General features: G+C 66.6%; 18 protein-coding genes, 2 tRNA genes and 1 riboswitch. Of the genes, 13 read left to right on the forward strand and 7 right to left on the reverse strand.

The genetic code is table 11. The features are described 5' to 3' along the window. The first annotated feature begins 97 nt into the window (after window positions 1-97). The 3 genes from BLS34_RS02095 to BLS34_RS02105 all read left to right on the forward strand — a co-directional run bounded on the left by BLS34_RS02095 (window position 98) and on the right by BLS34_RS02105 (window position 3,219). Window positions 98-994, forward strand: coding sequence for a DMT family transporter (locus BLS34_RS02095; RefSeq protein ID WP_093147789.1), 897 nt, complete (start codon window positions 98-100; stop codon window positions 992-994). A gap of 288 nt (window positions 995-1,282) precedes the next feature. Beyond that, window positions 1,283-2,476, forward strand: coding sequence for a glycine cleavage T C-terminal barrel domain-containing protein (locus BLS34_RS02100; RefSeq protein ID WP_215906018.1), 1,194 nt, complete (start codon window positions 1,283-1,285; stop codon window positions 2,474-2,476). A gap of 98 nt (window positions 2,477-2,574) precedes the next feature. Beyond that, window positions 2,575-3,219 carry a class I SAM-dependent DNA methyltransferase gene (locus tag BLS34_RS02105; protein ID WP_093147793.1) on the forward strand — a complete coding sequence of 215 codons (645 nt, stop codon included), beginning with the start codon at window positions 2,575-2,577 and terminating at the stop codon, window positions 3,217-3,219. A 32-nt stretch (window positions 3,220-3,251) separates the two neighbouring features. Here BLS34_RS02105 and BLS34_RS02110 read toward each other — a convergent pair. From BLS34_RS02110 to BLS34_RS02120, 3 genes are all read right to left on the reverse strand, one after another. Beyond that, window positions 3,252-3,328, reverse strand: a tRNA-Arg gene (locus tag BLS34_RS02110). A 33-nt stretch (window positions 3,329-3,361) separates the two neighbouring features. After that, a complete protein-coding gene (locus BLS34_RS02115) occupies window positions 3,362-3,685 on the reverse strand; it encodes an ETC complex I subunit (RefSeq protein ID WP_425425911.1) in 324 nt (107 codons plus the stop codon). A gap of 45 nt (window positions 3,686-3,730) precedes the next feature. Continuing rightward, window positions 3,731-3,807 (reverse strand) — tRNA-Pro (locus BLS34_RS02120). Between the two features lie 218 nt (window positions 3,808-4,025). Here BLS34_RS02120 and BLS34_RS02125 point away from each other — a divergent pair. Further along, window positions 4,026-4,691: a class I SAM-dependent methyltransferase gene (locus BLS34_RS02125; RefSeq protein WP_175474071.1), complete on the forward strand. Its 666-nt coding sequence runs from the start codon at window positions 4,026-4,028 to the stop codon at window positions 4,689-4,691. 102 nt (window positions 4,692-4,793) lie between these two features. On the opposite strand, the gene BLS34_RS02130 is transcribed toward BLS34_RS02125, so the two are convergent. Further along, window positions 4,794-5,231: a DUF192 domain-containing protein gene (locus BLS34_RS02130; protein ID WP_028794765.1), complete on the reverse strand. Its 438-nt coding sequence runs from the start codon at window positions 5,229-5,231 to the stop codon at window positions 4,794-4,796. Further along, the gene (locus BLS34_RS02135; protein ID WP_215906019.1) at window positions 5,228-6,442 is read right to left on the reverse strand and encodes an acetoin utilization protein AcuC; all 1,215 of its coding nucleotides are present in this window, start codon (window positions 6,440-6,442) and stop codon (window positions 5,228-5,230) included. Before BLS34_RS02135 ends, BLS34_RS02130 begins: the two co-directional genes overlap by 4 nt. A gap of 107 nt (window positions 6,443-6,549) precedes the next feature. Then, window positions 6,550-6,658: riboswitch (TPP riboswitch) on the forward strand. Between BLS34_RS02135 and BLS34_RS02140 the strand changes: the two genes are divergently transcribed. Both BLS34_RS02140 and BLS34_RS02145 read left to right on the forward strand, forming a co-directional pair. Then, a complete protein-coding gene (locus BLS34_RS02140) occupies window positions 6,655-7,446 on the forward strand; it encodes an ABC transporter permease (RefSeq protein ID WP_093147797.1) in 792 nt (263 codons plus the stop codon). It overlaps the preceding riboswitch by 4 nt. 27 nt (window positions 7,447-7,473) lie before the next feature. Further along, window positions 7,474-8,406 (forward strand): ABC transporter substrate-binding protein, encoded by a 933-nt coding sequence (locus BLS34_RS02145; protein ID WP_093147799.1) that lies wholly within the window; start codon window positions 7,474-7,476, stop codon window positions 8,404-8,406. Here BLS34_RS02145 and BLS34_RS02150 read toward each other — a convergent pair. Further along, a complete protein-coding gene (locus BLS34_RS02150) occupies window positions 8,385-9,263 on the reverse strand; it encodes a branched-chain amino acid aminotransferase (RefSeq protein ID WP_093147800.1) in 879 nt (292 codons plus the stop codon). The genes BLS34_RS02145 and BLS34_RS02150 overlap by 22 nt on opposite strands. A gap of 229 nt (window positions 9,264-9,492) precedes the next feature. Between BLS34_RS02150 and BLS34_RS02155 the strand changes: the two genes are divergently transcribed. Both BLS34_RS02155 and BLS34_RS02160 read left to right on the forward strand, forming a co-directional pair. Beyond that, window positions 9,493-10,329, forward strand: a complete 837-nt coding sequence (locus BLS34_RS02155) for a universal stress protein (RefSeq protein WP_093147802.1) — start codon at window positions 9,493-9,495, stop codon at window positions 10,327-10,329. 48 nt (window positions 10,330-10,377) lie between these two features. Then, window positions 10,378-11,004, forward strand: coding sequence for an HD domain-containing protein (locus tag BLS34_RS02160; RefSeq protein WP_215906020.1), 627 nt, complete (start codon window positions 10,378-10,380; stop codon window positions 11,002-11,004). An 87-nt stretch (window positions 11,005-11,091) separates the two neighbouring features. Here BLS34_RS02160 and BLS34_RS02165 read toward each other — a convergent pair whose 3' ends face one another. Then, window positions 11,092-12,483 (reverse strand): sodium:proton antiporter, encoded by a 1,392-nt coding sequence (locus BLS34_RS02165; RefSeq protein WP_245565612.1) that lies wholly within the window; start codon window positions 12,481-12,483, stop codon window positions 11,092-11,094. A gap of 265 nt (window positions 12,484-12,748) precedes the next feature. Here BLS34_RS02165 and BLS34_RS02170 point away from each other — a divergent pair, with 265 nt between their 5' ends. The 5 genes from BLS34_RS02170 to BLS34_RS02190 all read left to right on the forward strand — a co-directional run bounded on the left by BLS34_RS02170 (window position 12,749) and on the right by BLS34_RS02190 (window position 18,879). After that, window positions 12,749-13,525: an SRPBCC family protein gene (locus BLS34_RS02170; protein ID WP_342739270.1), complete on the forward strand. Its 777-nt coding sequence runs from the start codon at window positions 12,749-12,751 to the stop codon at window positions 13,523-13,525. A 65-nt stretch (window positions 13,526-13,590) separates the two neighbouring features. Next, window positions 13,591-14,700, forward strand: coding sequence for an S-(hydroxymethyl)glutathione dehydrogenase/class III alcohol dehydrogenase (locus tag BLS34_RS02175; RefSeq protein ID WP_093147805.1), 1,110 nt, complete (start codon window positions 13,591-13,593; stop codon window positions 14,698-14,700). Between the two features lie 397 nt (window positions 14,701-15,097). Beyond that, window positions 15,098-15,559 carry a (2Fe-2S)-binding protein gene (locus tag BLS34_RS02180; RefSeq protein WP_093147807.1) on the forward strand — a complete coding sequence of 154 codons (462 nt, stop codon included), beginning with the start codon at window positions 15,098-15,100 and terminating at the stop codon, window positions 15,557-15,559. 105 nt (window positions 15,560-15,664) lie between these two features. Further along, on the forward strand, window positions 15,665-18,040 hold the full coding sequence (locus BLS34_RS02185) for a xanthine dehydrogenase family protein molybdopterin-binding subunit (protein ID WP_028794754.1): 2,376 nt from the start codon (window positions 15,665-15,667) through the stop codon (window positions 18,038-18,040). Window positions 18,041-18,081: 41 nt separating this feature from the next. Beyond that, complete coding sequence (locus BLS34_RS02190; protein WP_093147809.1) at window positions 18,082-18,879, forward strand: FAD binding domain-containing protein; 798 nt, start codon at window positions 18,082-18,084, stop codon at window positions 18,877-18,879. Window positions 18,880-18,940: the final 61 nt, after the last annotated feature.

Below are 18,940 nucleotides of genomic sequence, written 5' to 3' on the forward strand. Positions count from 1 at the left end.
GGGCGGGGTGATAGCACCACGGAGGCGAGCCGGCCAAGCGGGAACCCGAGGTCCTTCACACCTTCCCTCTTCCGCCGCCCGGGCGTAGAGAGGATGGATGGTTTCCCCCGCCCTGCCGACGTCCGGCTCCTCCGCACCCGCCAAGGCGATCCTGATGATGATCGCCGCTGCCGGCATCCTCACCGTCAACGACGCCATCGCCAAATGGCTGGCCGAACGCTATCCGGTCGGCCAGGTCCTGGCGATGCGCGGCGGGCTGGTGGTGATGATGGTCTATGGCTGGGCGATCGTCTCCGGTCGGGGATCGGTCCTGCGGGTGAAGAGCTGGCCGCTACACCTGACGCGGGGCGGGCTGATGGCGGTCTCCACCTTTCTGTTCGTGACGTCGCTGTGGCTGCTGCCGATCGCCGACGCCATCGCGATCTCCTTCGCCGGACCGATCTTCGCCACCGCGCTGGCCGCCCTGATCCTGGGGGAGCCGGTCGGCTGGCGGCGCTGGAGCGCGGTCGCGGTCGGGTTCGCCGGCGTGGTGGTGATGGTCCGCCCAACCCCGGAGATGTTCCGCATCGTCGCCCTGATCCCCATCGTCGCCGCCTTCGTCGGCGCGTTGCGCGACATCGCCACCCGCAAGCTCGGCACCGGCGGAGAATCGACCCTGATGGTGCTGATCGTCTCCACCAGCATCGTCGCCTTCGCCGGGCTGCTGACCCTGCCCTTCGGCTGGGTCGTGCCGACGCTGCCCGAACTGGGGCTGTTCCTGGTCACCTCGGTCCTGGTCGCCGTCGCGCAGGGACTCATGATCGAGAGCCTGCGGCTCGGCGAGGTCGGACTGGTCGGGCCGTTCAAGTACACCAGCCTGCTGTGGGCGCTGGTGCTGGGCCTGGTCGTGTGGGGCGACGTACCGGGGACCTGGACACTGGCGGGCGCAGCCCTGGTTGTCGTCAGCGGGCTCTATATCTGGCATCGCGAAACCGTGGTCAGACGGCACGGCTAGACGTCTTCGAATCCGCTTGACGCCGACCGGCGATACTCGCATTTTTCGCGTCAGCGCCGATTTGCATCCTGCTTGCGGGCGCTTAACAAATGCGGCTAAACGGATCGACACATCCGCCCGGCCGCATCGGCTCTTGAGGGCGGATTTTTTATCGCCACATCAACGGTATGGGCTTGGTCCGCCCCGACGGACTCCCGGTGATTTGAGGGGCAGCTTGCTCCGGGTCAACAAAAGCTAAAGCGCTTCGGCACCGACCGGCCCCTCGACACGCAGACGATGGAGGCCACTGTGAGCCCGGACTTCGACATCACCCCCGCAACGACCGCCGCCGCGACGGACCCGACACTGGTCTTCGGCCCGCGGGTACGCACCTCGCCCTACTACGCCGCGACCCGGCGCTGGGGCGCATCCGCCTTCACGATCTACAATCACATGTACATGCCGGTCTCCTACCGGGGCGAGGCCGACTACTGGTCTCTGGTCCGCGACGTGACCGTCTGGGATGTCGCCGGCGAGCGCCAGGTGGAAATCTGGGGCCCGCAGGCCGCCGCCTTCGCCCAGCACCTGACGCCGCGCGATCTGTCGAAGATGACCGCCGGCCAGGCCAAGTACGTGCTGATCTGCGACCATGACGGCGGCGTGCTCAACGACCCGGTTCTGCTCAAGCTGAACGACCAGCGGTTCTGGCTGTCGGTTGCCGACGGCGACCTGCTGCTGTGGGTCAAGGCGCTGGCCCGCGCCGGCGCCTGGGACGTGACGGTCGGCGAACCGGACGTCTCGCCGCTGCAGATCCAGGGGCCGAAATCCGGACTCCTGATGAAGCGTGTGTTCGGCGACTGGGTCGAGGAGCTGAAATACTTCCGCTTCGTGGAGACCGACCTGGACGGTGCCCCGGTCGTGGTCGCCCGCACCGGCTGGTCCGGCGAGTTCGGCTACGAGATCTTCCTGCGCGACGGCCGTTACGGCGACGCACTCTGGGAGCGGCTGTTCGAGCTTGGCGCCGACCTCGGCGTCGCGCCCTCCGGACCGAGCGCGATCCGCCGGATCGAGGCCGGGCTGCTGTCCTACGGCGCCGACATGACGGCGGAGAACAACCCGTTCGAACTTGGGTTGGACCGGCTCGTGGATCTGGGTCTGGACGCCGATTACGTCGGAAAGGATGCGCTGCGCCGGATCGCCGGCGACGGCGTGACCCGTCGGCTGGTCGGCATCGAGATCCTGGGCGATCCGATCCCCGCCAATGTCGAGCGCTGGACCGCCCGTTTCGGCTCCGAGGGCAGGCCGGGCTCGGTGACCAGCGCGATCTACTCGCCGCGTCTGCACCGCAACATCGCCATGGGCTATGCGCCGGTCGGTGACCACGTCGTCGGCACCGGCGTCATCGTCGATACGCCGGACGGTCCGCGCGCGGCAACCGTCGTGGCGATGCCGTTCGTCGATCCCGCCAAGGCCCTGGCCCGCGGAGTCACGTCTCTCGCTTGAGGCACCCGGCGGGCTGCGGGGGTCGACATCGCGGCGGGGGGCGCTAGGCTGGAGCGCTCACCCGCAGCGAGATCCACAAGACCCGACGGGAAGCGATTGTGACCGATTACGACAAGATCCTGCGCAGCGACGGCCAGGTTTCCATGGACGGCAGCGCCAATGCCGCCACCTACGACGCCTGGGCCAGCGACTACGACCGCGAACTGGCCGAATGGGGCTATGAGGCCCCCGACCGTGCCGCCGAGTACCTCGCCAAGCACCTGGACGACAGTGCCGGCGTGCGGGTGCTCGATTGCGGGTGTGGAACCGGCATGACCGGCGTGGCACTGCGCGAGGCCGGCTTCGGCGGTCCGCTGATCGGCTTCGACATGTCCCAGGCGAGCCTGGACGTCGCCCGGGAGAAGCGCATCTACGCCGACCTGCAGCCGGTCGACCTGAACGGTCCGCTGCCGCTGGAGACGGACAGCGTCGACGGCATTCTCTGCGTCGGTGTGCTCACCTATGTGGAACAGACGCCGCTGCTGCGCGAATGGATGCGCGTGCTGCGACCGGGTGGCGTGGCGGTCTTCACCTGCCGCCAGGATTTCTGGGACACCCGCGATTTCGAGGGCAGCCTGAACGGCCTGGAGACAGAGGGCAGCCTGACGCGCCTGGAGGTCACGGGCCCGATGCCCTATATTCCGGGAAATCCGGATTTCGGGACCAAGATCCAGATCCGCTACGGCATCGTCGGCGCAGTTTAGCTGGAATTACATTCCGGCAAAGCGCCGGGGAATGGCGCGCCCAGCAGGACTCGAACCTGCAACCGTCCGCTTAGAAGGCGGATGCTCTATCCAGTTGAGCTATGGGCGCCCTGGCGCCACACAAAGCGGCGGCTGGTGGACGTCAGTGGGTCCAGTTGCTGCGGCGGTTGAACGCGAAATTGTCGGCATAGGCCTTCGGCTTCAGAACCCGCTCGCGCGGCTCCTGCACCGTGAAGGCGAAGCCGTGCTTGCGGGCGAAGGCGATCGCCTCGTCCTTGCTGTCGAACGGGATGCGGACCTGATTGGTCGTGTCGCCTGCCGACACCCAGCCCATCAGCGGCTCGGGAATGCGACGGGACTCGGCCCGGTATTCCAGCATCCAGGCGTTGGTCTTGGCCCGTCCCGACTGCATGGCGGTCTTCGCCGGCTTGTAGATCCGCACCATCATCGCAAGGCCGCTCCTCACTCTGTCGCCGTCCAACCCTTTGGCCGGCAAGTATATCCGATGTCGTGGTCGGGGTGGACGGATTCGAACCGCCGGCCCTCTGCTCCCAAAGCAGATGCGCTACCAGGCTGCGCTACACCCCGTGCCCCGACATCCCTGGCAGATGGATATCCGCACAACCCCGGCATCGCAAGCCGAGAGTCGCCTCGCCATTCCATCCCGACGCCGCCTCCGAGCCTTGGATCGCCGGAAATCCGGGACCTGCGGTCGGGTTCCGACAGTGCGGCCGCGCATGGCTTGCCCAGCCCGCGCCGGTCGGTCACCCTCTGCGCCGCACCCGGTATCCTCTGACGAGACAAACATGGCCAACCGATCCCTGACATTCGACGCGACGCTCTACGCCTATCTGACCGAAATCGGCGGTCGCGAGCCCGAGATCGGCGCCCGGCTCCGCGCCGCCACCGCCGCGATGCCCAGCGCGGGCATGCAGATCTCCGCCGACCAGGGCAACGTCATGGCCTTCCTGGTGGAACTGCTGGGGGTGACGCGCGCGGTGGAGGTCGGAACCTTCACCGGCTACTCGGCGCTGCGCATGGCGCTGGCGCTGCCCGAGGGCGGCTCCCTAGTGTGCTGCGACGTCAGCGACGAGTTCACCCGGATCGGTCGTCCGTTCTGGGAGGAGGCCGGGGTCGCAGACCGCATCGATCTGCGCCTGGCACCGGCCACCGAGACCCTGCAGGCGATGATCGACGGTGGCGAGGCCGGCACGGTCGACCTGATGTTTATCGACGCCGACAAGCCGAACTACGACGCCTATTACGAGATGGCCCTGGTGCTGGTGCGCACCGGCGGGCTGATCCTGGTGGACAACGTGCTGTGGTCCGGCGCGGTGGTGGACGATGAGGACCAGAGCGGCAGCACCCGGGTCATCCGCGCCCTGAACGCGAAGATCCGGGCGGACGAGCGGGTCTCCATGGCCATGTTGGGGATCGGCGACGGGCTCACCCTGGTGCGCAAGCGGGGATGAGGTCGATCCTGTATTCTCTCAACCGACATCCCGAACGCCACCGAGCTTGATCCGGGGGCGGGTTGGGATGACAGGAGCCAGTCCATTCCGTCGAGCACTCTGCTACCGCATCGCCTCGGAGGTCACCAGCGCCCCCGGGGCCAGGCCCAGCCGGTCGGCGGTACCGCCCGGAAGTTCCAGCACATAGCGCACCCGGCGGCGCGAGGAGATCACCGCTTCCGAATGCGGCACCGCGCGCTCGTGGATCTGCGTCACCCGGCCGTCGTCAGAGATGAACAGCATGTCGAGGGGAATCTCGGTGTTGCGCATCCACATGGCGATCCGCTCGCGCCGGGGGAACAGGAACAGCATGCCCCGATCCTCGGCCAACTCCTTGCGGAACATCAGGCCCCGCGCCCGCTCGTCCGGTGAGTCGGCGATCTCCACCTGGAACGGGTGCGCGACCCCCTCCTCGGTCGTGACTGTCAGCGGCACGAGCTCCGCCGCCCAGGCGGCGGCCGGGGCGAGCAACAGGAAGACGGCAAGAACTAGGTTTCTCATGGCGACAGCACGGCCTCGGCCAGACGGTGGATCTCGTCGCGGACGGGGCCGCGATTCGGCGGATCGGCGATCGTGGTGAACCAGTGCTCCGGCGGGTTGCGGCCGCGGCTGTGGTTCCATTCCAGGCCCCGCAGCACGTCCTCCGCGGCGCCAAAGGTCGGCACGTCCGGGTCGATTCCGTTCAGGGTCGCCCAGATCCCGGTCCAGGCCCGGGCCACCGACCAGGGATTATAGCCGCCGCCGCCGACCACCAATACCCGGGGCGCGCAATGCACCAGCCGTTCCACCGCCGCCCACAGGGCGCGGTTGGAGAGGTCCAGCTTGGCCTGCGGGTCGTCGGCAAGGCCGTCGGCACCGGTCTGGATCACCAGCGCATCGGGGAAGAACCGCTCGACCAGGGGTGCGACGGCGGTCTCGACAAGCACCTCCAGCTCGCTGTCGTTGAAGCCCTGGGGGACCGGCAGATTGCGCGCGGTCCCGCCGGCCCGGTCGTCCACGGCGCCGGTGCGCGGCCAGCGCCCGGCCTCGTGCACCGAGACGGTCAGCACCCGGTCGTCGTGGTGGAAGGCGTCCTGCACCCCATCGCCGTGATGGGCATCCAGATCCACATAGGCGACCCGTTCCAACCCGTGGTCGAGCATGGCGAGGATGCCGAGCACCGGGTCGTTGAAGAAGCAGAACCCCCAGGCCATGGCGCGCCGCCCGTGATGGGTGCCGCCGGCGAGGGAATGGATCACCCCGCGCTCCACCCCGGCCAGCAGGGTTCCGGCGAGAATCGAGGCCCCCGACGATGTGGCCGGACGGCGGAAGATCTCGGCGAAGACCGGGTTGCCGTTGCGGCCGATATTGTAGCGGTCTCGGATCTCCTCCGAGACGTGCCGGGTGCGCTCCGCCTCGGCCACCGCGGCGATGTAGTCAGGATCGTGAAACCGGGTGAGCTGCTCGGGCCCGGCCTGCAGGCAGTCGAGATACTGCCCCTCGTCCAGCCAGCCCAGGGCCCGGGCCAGGTCGACCACCGGCGTTACCCGCTGAATAGAAAGTGGGTGGCGGCGGCCATAGACCGAATGGCGGTAGATCTCGTTGGCGATCAGGATCGGCCGGTGCGGAAAGGTCGGCGGCGGCGGCTTCAGCACACCCGCGGTCCAGGCCGGGTCGCGCCGGGCGATCACCGACGGGTCGACGATCGGGCTTTGGTCTGAGGGGCTGGCCATGTCCATGTGCCGGACTCTGGAGCGCGCACAGCCGGTTGCCAAGTGGCGAGAGCCCAATCGATCAGATCGCAGATTGCCAAGTCCGCCCGCCCGGTCCATTCTCCGCCTCGCCACTTCGGGGGAGCCGCATCCAGCGGCTGAGAGGTCCGATCTTCGGACGACCCCAGGAACCTGATCCGGTTTGTACCGGCGTAGGGAGCAAGGAGGCTTGCATGCGCGCGAGCGCACCCGCCTATTCGTCAGACAATCCCCTCGTGAAACGGTTGCGGCCGCTCGCCATCGCCGCCGGTCTGATCATGGCCTGGCAACTGGTCGTCTGGCTGAGCGGCGTGCCCGCCTTCATCCTGCCGGGGCCGGCCGAGGTCGCCGCGACCTGGGTGAAACGCGCGCCGACCATCCTGCATCATGCCGGCATCACCATGCTGGAGATCGTGCTGGGCCTGATGATCGGGGTGCTGGTCGGGCTCGCGACGGCGGTGATGCTGTCGGAATGGCGCCGCCTGCGGCCCTGGCTGCTGCCGATCCTGGTGATCAGCCAGGCGATCCCGGTCTTCGCGCTGGCGCCGATCCTGGTGCTGTGGCTCGGCTACGGCATGGCCAGCAAGGTCGCCATGGCCGCGCTCATCATCTTCTTTCCCGTCACTTCCGCCCTGTATGACGGGCTGCGCCGGGTCGATCCGCTGTGGCTGGAGGCCGCGCGGTCGCTGGGTTGCTCCGGGACGCGGCTGTTCCGCCGGGTTCGGCTGCCGGCCGCCCTGCCCGCCTTCGCGTCCGGCCTGCGGGTCGCGACCGCCGTCGCGCCGATCGGCGCGGTGGTCGGCGAGTGGGTCGGGTCGTCCGCCGGCCTCGGCTACCTGATGCTGCACGCCAATGCGCGTCTGCAGATCGACCTGATGTTCGCCGCGCTCCTTACCCTCGCCCTCATGGCGGTGGCGCTCTACGCCATCGTCGACGCCCTCCTGCGCCGCGCCGTGGCCTGGCAGCCCGGCGAGGCCGAGTCCTGAACAAACATGCCAATCGGAGAGAAACGCATGCGCTTCCTGCTCGCCCTGCTACTCGCGCTTACCCTCGCCACACCGGCGCGGGCGGCCGACAAGCTGACCGTCCTGCTAGACTGGTTCGTGAACCCGGATCACGCCCCGCTCTTCGTCGCCGAGGCCATCGGCGCCTTTGAGGCGGAGGGGCTCGAGGTGGAGATGATCGCCCCGGCCGATCCGAACGACCCGCCGAAGCTGGTCGCCGCCGGAAAGGCGGAGGTCGCCATCTCCTACCAGCCGCAGCTTCACATCCAGGCGGATGTCGGCCTGCCTCTGGTGCGGTTCGGCACGCTGATCGCCACGCCGCTGAACACGCTGGTGGTGCTGGAGGACGGCCCGATCAAGGAAATCGCCGACCTGAAAGGCCGCAAGATCGGCTTCTCCGTCGGCGGCTTCGAGCACGCGGTGCTGGGCGCGGTCCTCAAGAACGCCGGGCTGGGCAAGGACGACTACGAGCTGGTGAACGTGAACTTCTCGCTGTCCCCGGCCCTGATCTCCGGCCAGGTGGACGCGGTGATCGGCGCCTATCGGAATTTCGAGCTGAACCAGATGGACATCGTCGGCAGGCCCGGCCGTGCCTTCTATGTCGAAGAGCACGGCGTGCCGCCCTATGACGAGCTGATCTATCTGACCAACACGAAGCTTGTGGGCGATCCGCGTCTGAAGCGCTTTCTCAACGCGATCGAGGTCGGCACCCAGTACCTGATCAACCATCCGGACGACTCGTGGCAGAAATTCATCGAGCTGAACCCGGATCTGGACGACGAGCTGAACCGTCGGGCCTGGCGGGACACCCTGCCCCGCTTCGCCCTGCGGCCCGCCGCCCTCGATATCGGCCGCTACGAACGTTTCGCGGCCTTCATGAAGGCGGCGGGGCTGATCGAGACCACCCCGCCGGTGGAGAGCTACGCCACCGCCCTGCGGTAGGCACTGCCGGCGCTCGGCACGCGGCTCGCCTCGACATGAGCCGCGTAGAGATCGCGGGCGGCGCGGAAGATCGGCCCCGGCTGAAGTTCCCGCGCCTCCCAGCCGGTCACGGTCTGCACTTTGCCCATGTTACCGGTCGTGAAGATCTCGTCGGCTTCGTCGAGATCGGCCGGGGTCACGGTGCGCTGGACCACGTCGATACCGGCGCCCGCAAGCAGGGAAGAGGCCCGGTTCTTGGTTATCCCGTCAAGGAACGTGCCGTTCGGCTTCGGCGTGATCGCCACCCCGTCCTTGGCGAGCCACAGATTCGCATGACTGAACTCGGCCACGTTGCCGTCGTGATCGCGGACCACGCCGAGGGAGAACCCTTTCGCCATCGCCTCGCGCCGGGCGCGCTGGGAGTTCGGATACAGACAGCCGGCCTTGGCGTCGGTCGGCGCCTGGTCGGGGGCGGGCCGGCGGATCGACGTCATCGTCGCCTTGCCGGCGTTCTCCGGCGGCATCGGCGCCTCGAAGATTGCCAGGGTGAAGCGGATATCGCCGGTCTCCGGCAGGATCGAGCCGCCGCTGCAGAACACCATCGGCCGAAGGTAGTAGTCCTTGTCGGCTGGCAGCAACTCCAGCCCCTCGATGCAGAGCCGGTGAACCTCTTCGGCCGTCAGTGGGCAGGTCATGCCGATCGCCGCGGCCGACCTGATCAGACGTGCGCAATGCCGGTCGAGATCGGGCGCGCAGCCGGCGATCGCCCTGGCACCGTCGAAAACCGTGTTGCCCGACCAGAACGCCAGATCGAGCGGCCCCGACACCAGCGGCTGTTCATTGCGCCATTCGTCGCCATACCAGAACACAGCTTCCATAACGATCCTCCTGTGGGACATAAAATTATTATGTCAGGATTTCTGTCCTATTTTAGGTCAGTATTCCATACCTATTTTCGCAAAAGGCTTTGCGCCAACGCGGTGTCAGGGTGACAACCGCCCGGGAAAACGGCGCAGGGCACACAGCGCCGCATTGCCTCGAACCGGCGCGCCCGTTAGGGTTTCGGCCCGCAGTTGAACCATAAGAAACCGAACCGGAGACGGCCCGATGGCGATCAAATCGATCCTCTGTCACATGGCGAACGACGACAGGCACAGGGATCGCCTGGAACTCGCCATCCAGTTGACAACCCGGTTCTCCGGCCATCTGGATGTGCTGTACAACACCGCGCCGGTGACCATGCCCGCGGGTGCCGCCGGCCGCGCCGCCTCCAACGTCTTCCTGGCCGAACAGCGCGACATCGCAAAGAAGAAGGCCGAGGACATTCGCATGGAGCTGGTCGACCGCTTCTCCAAGGCCGACTGCAGTCATGAATACCACATGACCGAAGGCGACCATGTCGCGCAGCTCGCCGAGTACGCCCATTTGAGCGATCTGGTAGTCGTTTCCCAGGCTCCCCCCAAAGGGGTCACCAGCAGCATCGCCCTGCATCATCCCGAAGAGATCGCGCTGGAGGCCGGCTGCGCCACCCTGGTCCTGCCCCATGAGGAGGAGTATTGGTCGCCGGGCCGCCGGGTCGGCACCCGTGTCGCCGTCGCCTGGCGCAATTGCAAGGAGGCCAGCCGAGCGATCCGCGAGGCCATGCCGTTCCTTCTGGAAGCCGAAGACGTCCATGTCTTTACCGAACAGGAAGAGGCGAACTCTCTGAAGGGGGTGGGCATCGGCCGATATCTGTCGATGCACGGGGTCAACGCGACCGTACACACGGACATTCACGAAGCAGGCAACATAGGCGAGCAGCTACTAGCCCGCGCCGCCGCCTACGACTGCGACCTGATGATTATGGGCGCCTACAGCCGGGCGCGCTGGCGCGAACTGTTGTTGGGTGGGGTGTCCGAGTATGTGCTGCATAACCTGGACCGCCCGGTCCTGATGTCCCACTGACCGAACCGGCTCACCGACGGAGTCGAGAGCGAACCGAGGAGGATGACCATGGACAGCGGTCCTGCCAGGGGCGATTCGGCGGCGACGGTCTCCTTCACGCAGATGAAGGACGGCACGCGCGAGGACTATCTGCTTCTGGCCGAGCACGAACATGCCTATCAGTCGGGAACGGCGGACCGGCTCCTGGCAGAGCTGCGCCGCCAGGGCGAGCAGACCCTGGAGGGCTACAAAATCAGCCGGCTGGAGCACGGTCTGCAGTCAGCCGCCCGGGCCGAGGCGGACGGGGCAGATATCGACTGGATCGTCGGCGCCCTGCTGCACGACATCGGCGACGCCCTCGCCCCGCAGAACCACGACCGCATGGCGGCGGAGGTGATCCGACCGTTCGTGCGCTGGGACGTGAGCTGGGTGGTCGAGCATCACGGGATCTTCCAGATGCTCTACTACGCCCATCACTACGGCTGGGACCGCGACGCCCGCGACCGGTTCCGGGACCACCCGTGCTTCCAGCTCTGTGCCGACTTCTGCGAGCGCTGGGACCAGGCCTCTTTCGACCCCACCTACCCGACCCCGCCGCTGGAGCATTTCGAGCCGATGGTCCGCGCCGTCTTTGCCCGCAAGGCGTACGATCCGGCCGTGGTCCGTGAGGGGGAGACGACTTCCCTCACCGCCTGACGGGGTCTACCGCAGGACCTAAAAGCAAAGGCCGGGCGCCCCTCGAGGGCGCCCGGCCTTTTTTCATGCCGTCGTGTCGACGCCCCGTCAGGCGAAGAACACGAAGCTGATCAGGAGGAAGATCGGCATCAGGATCAAACCCGACCAGATCATATATCCGAAGAAGCTCGGCATCGCGATGCCACGCTCCTCGGCGATGGCCTTGACCATGAAGTTCGGTGCGTTGCCGATATAGGAGTTGGCGCCCATGAACACCGCACCGGCGGAGATCGCCAGCAGGGTGTTGGCCATCGGCCCCATCAGCTCCTGGGCGTCGCCGCCGGCAGTGTTGAAGAACACCAGGTAAGTCGGTGCGTTATCCAGGAAGGACGACAGAATGCCGGTCAGCCAGAAATAGGCCATATTCACCGGCTCTCCCGTCTCCGTCGACACCGCCGACACCACGTCGCGCAGGGAGCCGTCGGTGCCCGCCTTCAGAATCGCGATCGCCGGAATGATGGTCAGGAAGATGCCGGCGAACAGCTTGGCCACCTCCAGGATCGGGAACCAGGTGAAGCCGTTGGCCAGGCGACTCTCCAGGCTGGTGACCTTCCAGGAGATAAAGGCGATCGCCAGCAGCAGGACGTCGCGGACGATATTCTGGATATCCCACGGCACATGGTAGATCACGAGGCTGATGCCCGGCTTCCACACGCCGGACAGCAGGACGGCACCGACCACGCCGGCGAGCAGCAGAATATTGAACTTGCCCTCCAGAGCGATTTTTTCGCCCGCCGTGCTCGGAACCGCCCGGACCTCCTCGCTCTCCTTGGCCCAGAAGTACTTGTCGATCCCGTAGAACAGCACCAACAGGATTACCGAGACCAGCGCCATCGGCGCCAGCATATGCGTGGTCGGCCAGAAGAACGACACGCCCTTCAGGAATCCAAGGAACAGCGGCGGATCCCCGAGCGGCGTCAGCGAGCCGCCGACATTGGCCACCAGGAAGATGAAGAACACGACAACGTGGACCTTGTGCTTGCGGTCCTCGTTGGCGTTCAGGATCGGCCGGATCAGCAGCATGGCCGCGCCGGTGGTTCCCATCCAGCTCGCGATCACCGTGCCGAGCAGCAGGATGCCGGTGTTCATCTCCGGCGTGCCGCGCAGGGTGCCCGTCACCCGGACGCCGCCGGCGACGGTGAACAGCGACAGCAGCAGAATGATGAAGGGGATGTACTCCAGCAGCCCGACATGGATGACCTCGTACAGGGCGAGGTCGAACCCGAAGATCAGCGCGAAGGGCACCAGGAAGGACAGTGCCCAGAGTGCCGAGATCTTGCCGAAGTGATGGTGCCAGAACTCACCGGCCACCAGCGGAAAGATGGCGATGGACAGCAGGATGCCGGCGAAGGGGATCACCCAGAGGAGATTGAGCTCGGCGCCGTTCAGATGCGGCGCCCCCTCGCCCGCCGCCATGGCCGACCCGGCGCTGAGCGCCATCAGGGCCATCGCCGCCGGCACGGATCTGAATAAATGGCGCGCCCCGTTCCGGCCAATCGCCCAACTTCCGCCAATCAACGTCTTCGGCATCCTCGTTCGTCCTCCCACGGCGTCTTCGCGACCGATACCCCGCCGATGCTCGGACACCGGCCTTTAAAAGCGCGCGAGTATGCCCGATGCCCCACGCCGCCGAAACCCCGGATGCGCCCGAACTGACACACCGCCGGGTCGGTGACAAGCCGCGCGCAATCATGATAGATCCCGTGTGATACGTGACTGCGACGACAGCCCGCCGACCCAGGAGATCGTCCCGATGGACATGACCGGCAAACAGATCATCCCCGCTCCCCGCCAGACGGTTTGGGAGGCGCTGAACGATCCGGACGTGCTGAAGGAATGCATTCCGGGCTGTGAGGAAATCGAGAAGACCGGTGAACATGGTTTCACCGCGAAGGTCTCCGCCAAGGTCGGCCCGGTGAAGGCGAAATTCGCCGGCGCGGTCGAGCTCCAGGATCTCAATCCGCCGGTCAGCTACACGATCGTCGGCGAAGGCAAGGGCGGCGCCGCCGGCTTCGCCAAGGGCGGGGCCAAGGTCAATCTCGAGGAAACCACCGAGGACGGCGCCCCCGCCACCATCCTGACCTATGAGGTCAATGCAAGCGTCGGCGGAAAACTCGCCGCGATCGGCAGCCGGCTGATCGATTCGACGGCGAAGAAATACGCCAACGACTTCTTCGAGAAATTCAAGGAAATCGCCTCGGAACGCGCACCCGGCGACGCTGCCGCCGTGCCGGCCGCCGAAACCCCGGCGTCCGACGCGAAGCCCGCCGGCGCCCAGACCGCGGCGGCCGCTCCCAAATCTGCCCCTGCCAAGAAGGAGGATCATGCCGTGACCGAAACCGCCGACCCGCGTAGCGAAGAGATGAAGCGCCTCGGGATTCCCGCCGAGAACGTCTACGACGGCCTGCATTGGGCCGCCGCCCTTTCCTGGGTGGCCCTGGCCGCCGCCACCGTGCTGCTTGTCGTCACAGCGAACGCCTGATCCGACACGATGAGGACCGGGCACCAAGACCCGGATCCGTTGCCGCCGAGCCCGAGGGGGAAACCATGAAGACACGCGCCGCCGTCGCTTTCGCCGCCGGCAAGCCGCTGGAGATCTGCGACGTCGACCTGGAAGGCCCGAAGGAGGGCGAGGTCCTGGTCGAGGTCAAGGCCACCGGTATCTGCCATACCGACGCCTTCACCCTGTCGGGCGGCGACCCGGAAGGCATCTTCCCCTCGATCCTCGGCCATGAGGGGGCGGGCGTCGTCGTCGATGTCGGCCCCGGCGTGAAGACCCTGAAGAAGGGCGACCACGTGATCCCGCTCTACACCCCGGAATGCCGGGAGTGCGAGTACTGCCTGAATCCGAAGACCAACCTGTGCCAGAAGATCCGCGTCACCCAGGGCCAGGGCCTGATGCCGGACGGCAGCTCGCGGTTCTCGCTCGATGGCAAGCCGCTGTTCCACTACATGGGCTGCTCGACCTTCGCCAACCACACGGTGCTGCCGGAGATCGCGCTGGCCAAGGTCCGCCAGGACGCGCCGTTCGACAAGATCTGCTACATCGGCTGCGGCGTGACCACGGGTATCGGCGCCGTGGTGAACACCGCCAAGGTCGAGCCGGGCTCCAACGTCGTCGTCTTCGGTCTCGGCGGCATCGGCCTGAATGTGATCCAGGGCGCCAAGATGGTCGGTGCCAACATGATCGTGGGCGTGGACCTGAACCCGGCGCGTAAGGCGCTGGGCGAGCAGTTCGGCATGACCCACTTCGTCAATCCCAAGGAGATCGACGGCGATATCGTCGGCCACCTGGTGGAGCTGACCGGCGGCGGGGCCGATTACTCCTTCGAGTGCATCGGCAACGTCACCACCATGCGCCAGGCCCTGGAATGCGCCCATAAGGGCTGGGGCGAGAGCATCATCATCGGCGTCGCCGGCGCCGGCCAGGAGATCTCCACCCGCCCATTCCAACTGGTCACCGGCCGGTCCTGGCGCGGCACGGCCTTCGGCGGAGCCCGCGGCCGCACCGACGTGCCGAAGATCGTCGACTGGTACATGGACGGGAAGATCGATATCGACTCCCTCATCACCCACACCATGCCGCTCGACGAGATCAACGAGGGCTTCCACCTGATGCACGAGGGCAAGTCGATCCGCAGCGTCGTGGTGTACTGAGGGCTCTTCCTTATGATCTCCACATTGATCGATGGCCGCCGGGAACACTCCGGCGGCCATTTTCGTTTCGCCCCCTCCCCGTATCTCACTCCCCGGATTTGTTCCAGGGCCCATCCGTCAGCCGCTCGGCCGCCTGTAAGCACTCGCCGGCGACCGGGGCTTCACAACCGTAGGTCCCGGAATAAATCCGGGGAGTGTTTGAGAGGAGGAAGGTTGGTGGCACACCCCGACAAGCCGGCGCGACATAACGGGGCACCCGCCGAGCGGCCTCGCCGCTTGACCTTGGGCGGGCGGGGAATGAGACTGCACCCAGAGAGGGGCGGCACCGTATACGGGAACGCCAAAACGCCCCCTGCCAACCAAACCAGTCGACTGCTTCACGAGGGAGTATAAGGGCATGCCCACGGTATCCATGACGGTGAACGGCAAGAAGGTCTCCGGCGAGGTCGAGGGCCGGATCCTGCTCGTTCAGTTCCTGCGCGAGAATCTCCGACTGACCGGCACCCATGTCGGCTGCGACACCAGCCAGTGCGGCGCCTGCGTCGTCCATGTGAACGGCGACAGCATGAAGTCCTGCACGCTTCTGGCCGTCCAGGCCGAGGGCGCCGAGGTCACCACCATCGAAGGCCTTGCCGACGGCGACACCCTGCACCCGATGCAGGAAGCCTTCCGCGACAACCACGGCCTGCAGTGCGGCTTCTGCACCCCGGGCATGGTGATGAGCGCGGTCGATCTGGTGAAGAAGAACCCGAAGGCCAGCGAGCACGAAATCCGCGAGTGGCTCGAAGGCAACATCTGCCGCTGCACCGGCTACCACAACATCGTGAAGTCGATCCAGCAGGCCCAACAGACGATGTGACCGGACCGGCGACTCGCGTGGTTCGCTTAGACTGATCTCGAAACAATGTCCGGCAACCCCTTGTCAGAAAAAGAACAAGGGGACCGGCGACTAGGGAGAGAGAGCATGCCTGAGGGAGGTACCGGCATCGGCGCGGCCGTGAAGCGCGTCGAAGACAAGCGGTTCCTGACCGGTCGCGGCAACTATACCGACGACATCAACCGTCCCAACCAGACCTACGCCTATATCCTGCGCAGCTCCCACGCCCATGCCACGCTCAACAGCGTCGACACCGGTGCCGCCACCTCGGCGCCGGGCGTGCTGGCGGTCTTTACCGGCGCGGATATGGAGACCGGCGGGCTGCCCTGCGGCTGGCAGGTGCATTCCAAGGACGGCTCGCCGATGCACGAGCCGCCGCACCCGCCGCTGGCCAAGGGCAAGGTGCGCCATGTGGGCGACCCTGTGGCCGTGGTGATCGCCGAGACCTACGCCCAGGCCAAGGACGCGGCCGAGCTGATCGCCGTCGACTACGGAGAGCTTCCGGCCGTCGTGCACATGAACGACGCCCTGGCCGGTAAGTCTCTGGTGCATGACGAGATCGGCACGAACCTCTGCTACGACTGGGAGATAGGCGACGAGGCGCAGATCGACGAGGCCTTCGCCAAGGCCCATCACGTCACCGAGATCGACATCGTCAACAACCGCCTGATCCCCAACGCGATGGAGCCGCGGGCGGCGGTCGGCGAGTACGACCGGTCGACCGACGAGTACACCCTGTTCACCACCAGCCAGAACCCGCACGTGATCCGGCTGCTGATGGGTGCCTTCGTCCTGTCGATTCCCGAGCACAAGCTGCGGGTTGTCGCCCCCGATGTGGGCGGCGGGTTCGGCTCGAAGATCTATCACTATGCCGAGGAGGCGATCGTCACCTGGGCGGCCCCGCGGGTCGGCCGGCCGATCAAGTGGACCTGCGACCGCTCGGACGCCTTCATCTCCGACGCCCATGGCCGCGATCACATCTCCAAGGCCAAGATGGCGATGGACAGCGAGGGCAAGTTCCTGGCGCTTAAAGTCGAGACCAAGGCGAATATGGGCGCCTATCTGTCCACCTTTGCCCCCTGCGTTCCGACATATCTCTACGCCACGCTGCTGGCCGGCGTGTATTCGACGCCGCTGATCTACTGCAATGTGAAGGCGATCTTCACCAACACGGTGCCGGTGGACGCGTATCGCGGTGCCGGACGGCCGGAGGCGACCTACCTGCTGGAGCGGTTGGTGGCCAAATGCGCCCGCGAGATGGGCATGAGCCAGACCGATATCCGCCGGGCAAACTTCATCCCGGCCGACGCCTTCCCCTACCAGACGCCGGTGGCGCTGCAATACGACAGCGGCAACTACACCGCGACCCTGGACAAGGCGGAGTCCGTGCACGACGTCGCCGGCTTCGAGGCGCGGCGCAAAGAGTCGGAGGCCAGGGGCAAGCGCCGCGGCATCGGCTACTCCACCTATCTGGAGGCCTGCGGCATCGCGCCGTCGGCCGTCGTCGGCTCGCTCGGCGCCCGCGCCGGTCTCTACGAGTCGGCCGAAGTGCGGGTGCACCCGACCGGCTCGGTGACGGTCTTCACCGGCTCGCACAGCCACGGCCAGGGCCACGAGACCACCTTCGCCCAGCTCGTGTGCGAACGGCTCGGCCTGCCGATGTCGAATATCGAGATCAGCCACGGCGACACCAACAAGGTGCAGTTCGGCATGGGCACCTACGGCTCGCGCTCGCTGGCCGTCGGTGGCGAGGCGATCATGAAGGCCATGGACAAGGTGGTGAACAAGGCCAAGAAGATCGCCGCCCATATCCTGGAGGCGTCAGAAAGCGACATCGAGTTCAAGGACGGCACCTTCACCGTCGCCGGCACCGACCGCTCGATGGCGTTCGGCGAGGTCGCGCTGGCCGCCTACGTCCCGCACAACTTCCCGCACGACGAGCTGGAGCCCGGGCTGGACGAGAAGGCGTTCTACGATCCGCTGAACTTCACCTTCCCCGGCGGCTGCCATATCTGCGAAGTGGAGGTCGACCCCGATACCGGAGTCGTCTCCGTGCAGCGGATGACCGCAGTGGACGATGTCGGACGGGTCATCAACCCGATGATCGTGGAAGGCCAGATCCATGGCGGCCTCGCCCAGGGAATCGGCCAGGCCCTGCTGGAAGGCTGCGTCTACGACGCCGACGGACAGCTGGTGACCGGTTCCTACATGGACTACTGCATGCCGCGGGCCGATAACTTCCCCAGCTTCTCGGCCGGCACCGAAATCACGCTGTGCGCCCATAACTCCCTTGGGGTGAAGGGGTGCGGCGAGGTCGGAGCCATCGGCTCGCCGCCGGCGGTGATCAACGCGGTGGTCGACGCGCTCTGGGATTTGGGCGTACACGACATGCCGATGCCCGCAAGCCCGCAGACGGTGTGGAAGGCCCTCAAGGCCGCCTCCCCCGCCGTCGCCGCCGAATAGACGACAGATGACCTGACCAAGGGTTACAGGAGACACAAGCCATGTACGATTTCGCCTATCACAAGCCGTCGTCCGTCGCCGATGCGGTCGCCGCCCGCAGCGGGGCCGAGGACGGTACCTTCGTGGCCGGCGGCATGACGCTGGTGCCGACGCTGAAGCAGCGTCTGGCCCAGCCGTCGGATCTGGTCGATCTGGGGGGCATCGGCGAGCTCCACGGCATCACCGTGTCCGGGGATACCGTCACCATCGGTGCGATGACGACCCACGGCGCCGTCGCCAAGTCCGCCGAGGTCCAGTCGGCGATCCCGGCCCTGGCCGCCCTTGCCGGCGGCATCGGCGACCCGCAGGTCCGCAACCGCGGCACCATCGGCGGCTCGGTGGCCAACAACGACCCGGCGGCGGACTATCCCGCGGCCTGTATGGCGCTCGGCGCCACCATCAAGACCGACAAGCGCGAGGTACCGGCGGACGAGTTCTTCACCGGCCTGTTCGAGACCGCGCTGGACGAGGGCGAGATGATCGTCTCGGTGTCCTTTCCCAAGCCGGAGAAGGCGGCCTACCAGAAGTTCATCAACCCGGCCTCGCGCTATGCCCTGGTCGGCGTGTTCGTGGCCAAGACCGGCGGCGGCGTAAAGGTCGCGGTCACCGGAGCGGGCCAGGACGGCGTGTTCCGGGTACCGGAGATGGAGAGCGCGCTGTCCTCCAACCTGTCGGCCGACGCCATTGCCGACGTGGCCGTGGATGCCGACACGCTGAACTCGGACATCCACGCCAGTGCCGAGTACCGCTCGCACCTGATCACCGTGATGGCCAAGCGCGCGGTCGCGGCACTTTCCTGACCGTCTATCGGAATTTCTGAAGGCCGGGCCGGTTCTATCAGTGGAACCGGCCCGTTGCTTT

The organism is Thalassobaculum litoreum DSM 18839 (genome assembly GCF_900102465.1).
Classification (GTDB): Bacteria; Pseudomonadota; Alphaproteobacteria; order Thalassobaculales; family Thalassobaculaceae; genus Thalassobaculum; species Thalassobaculum litoreum.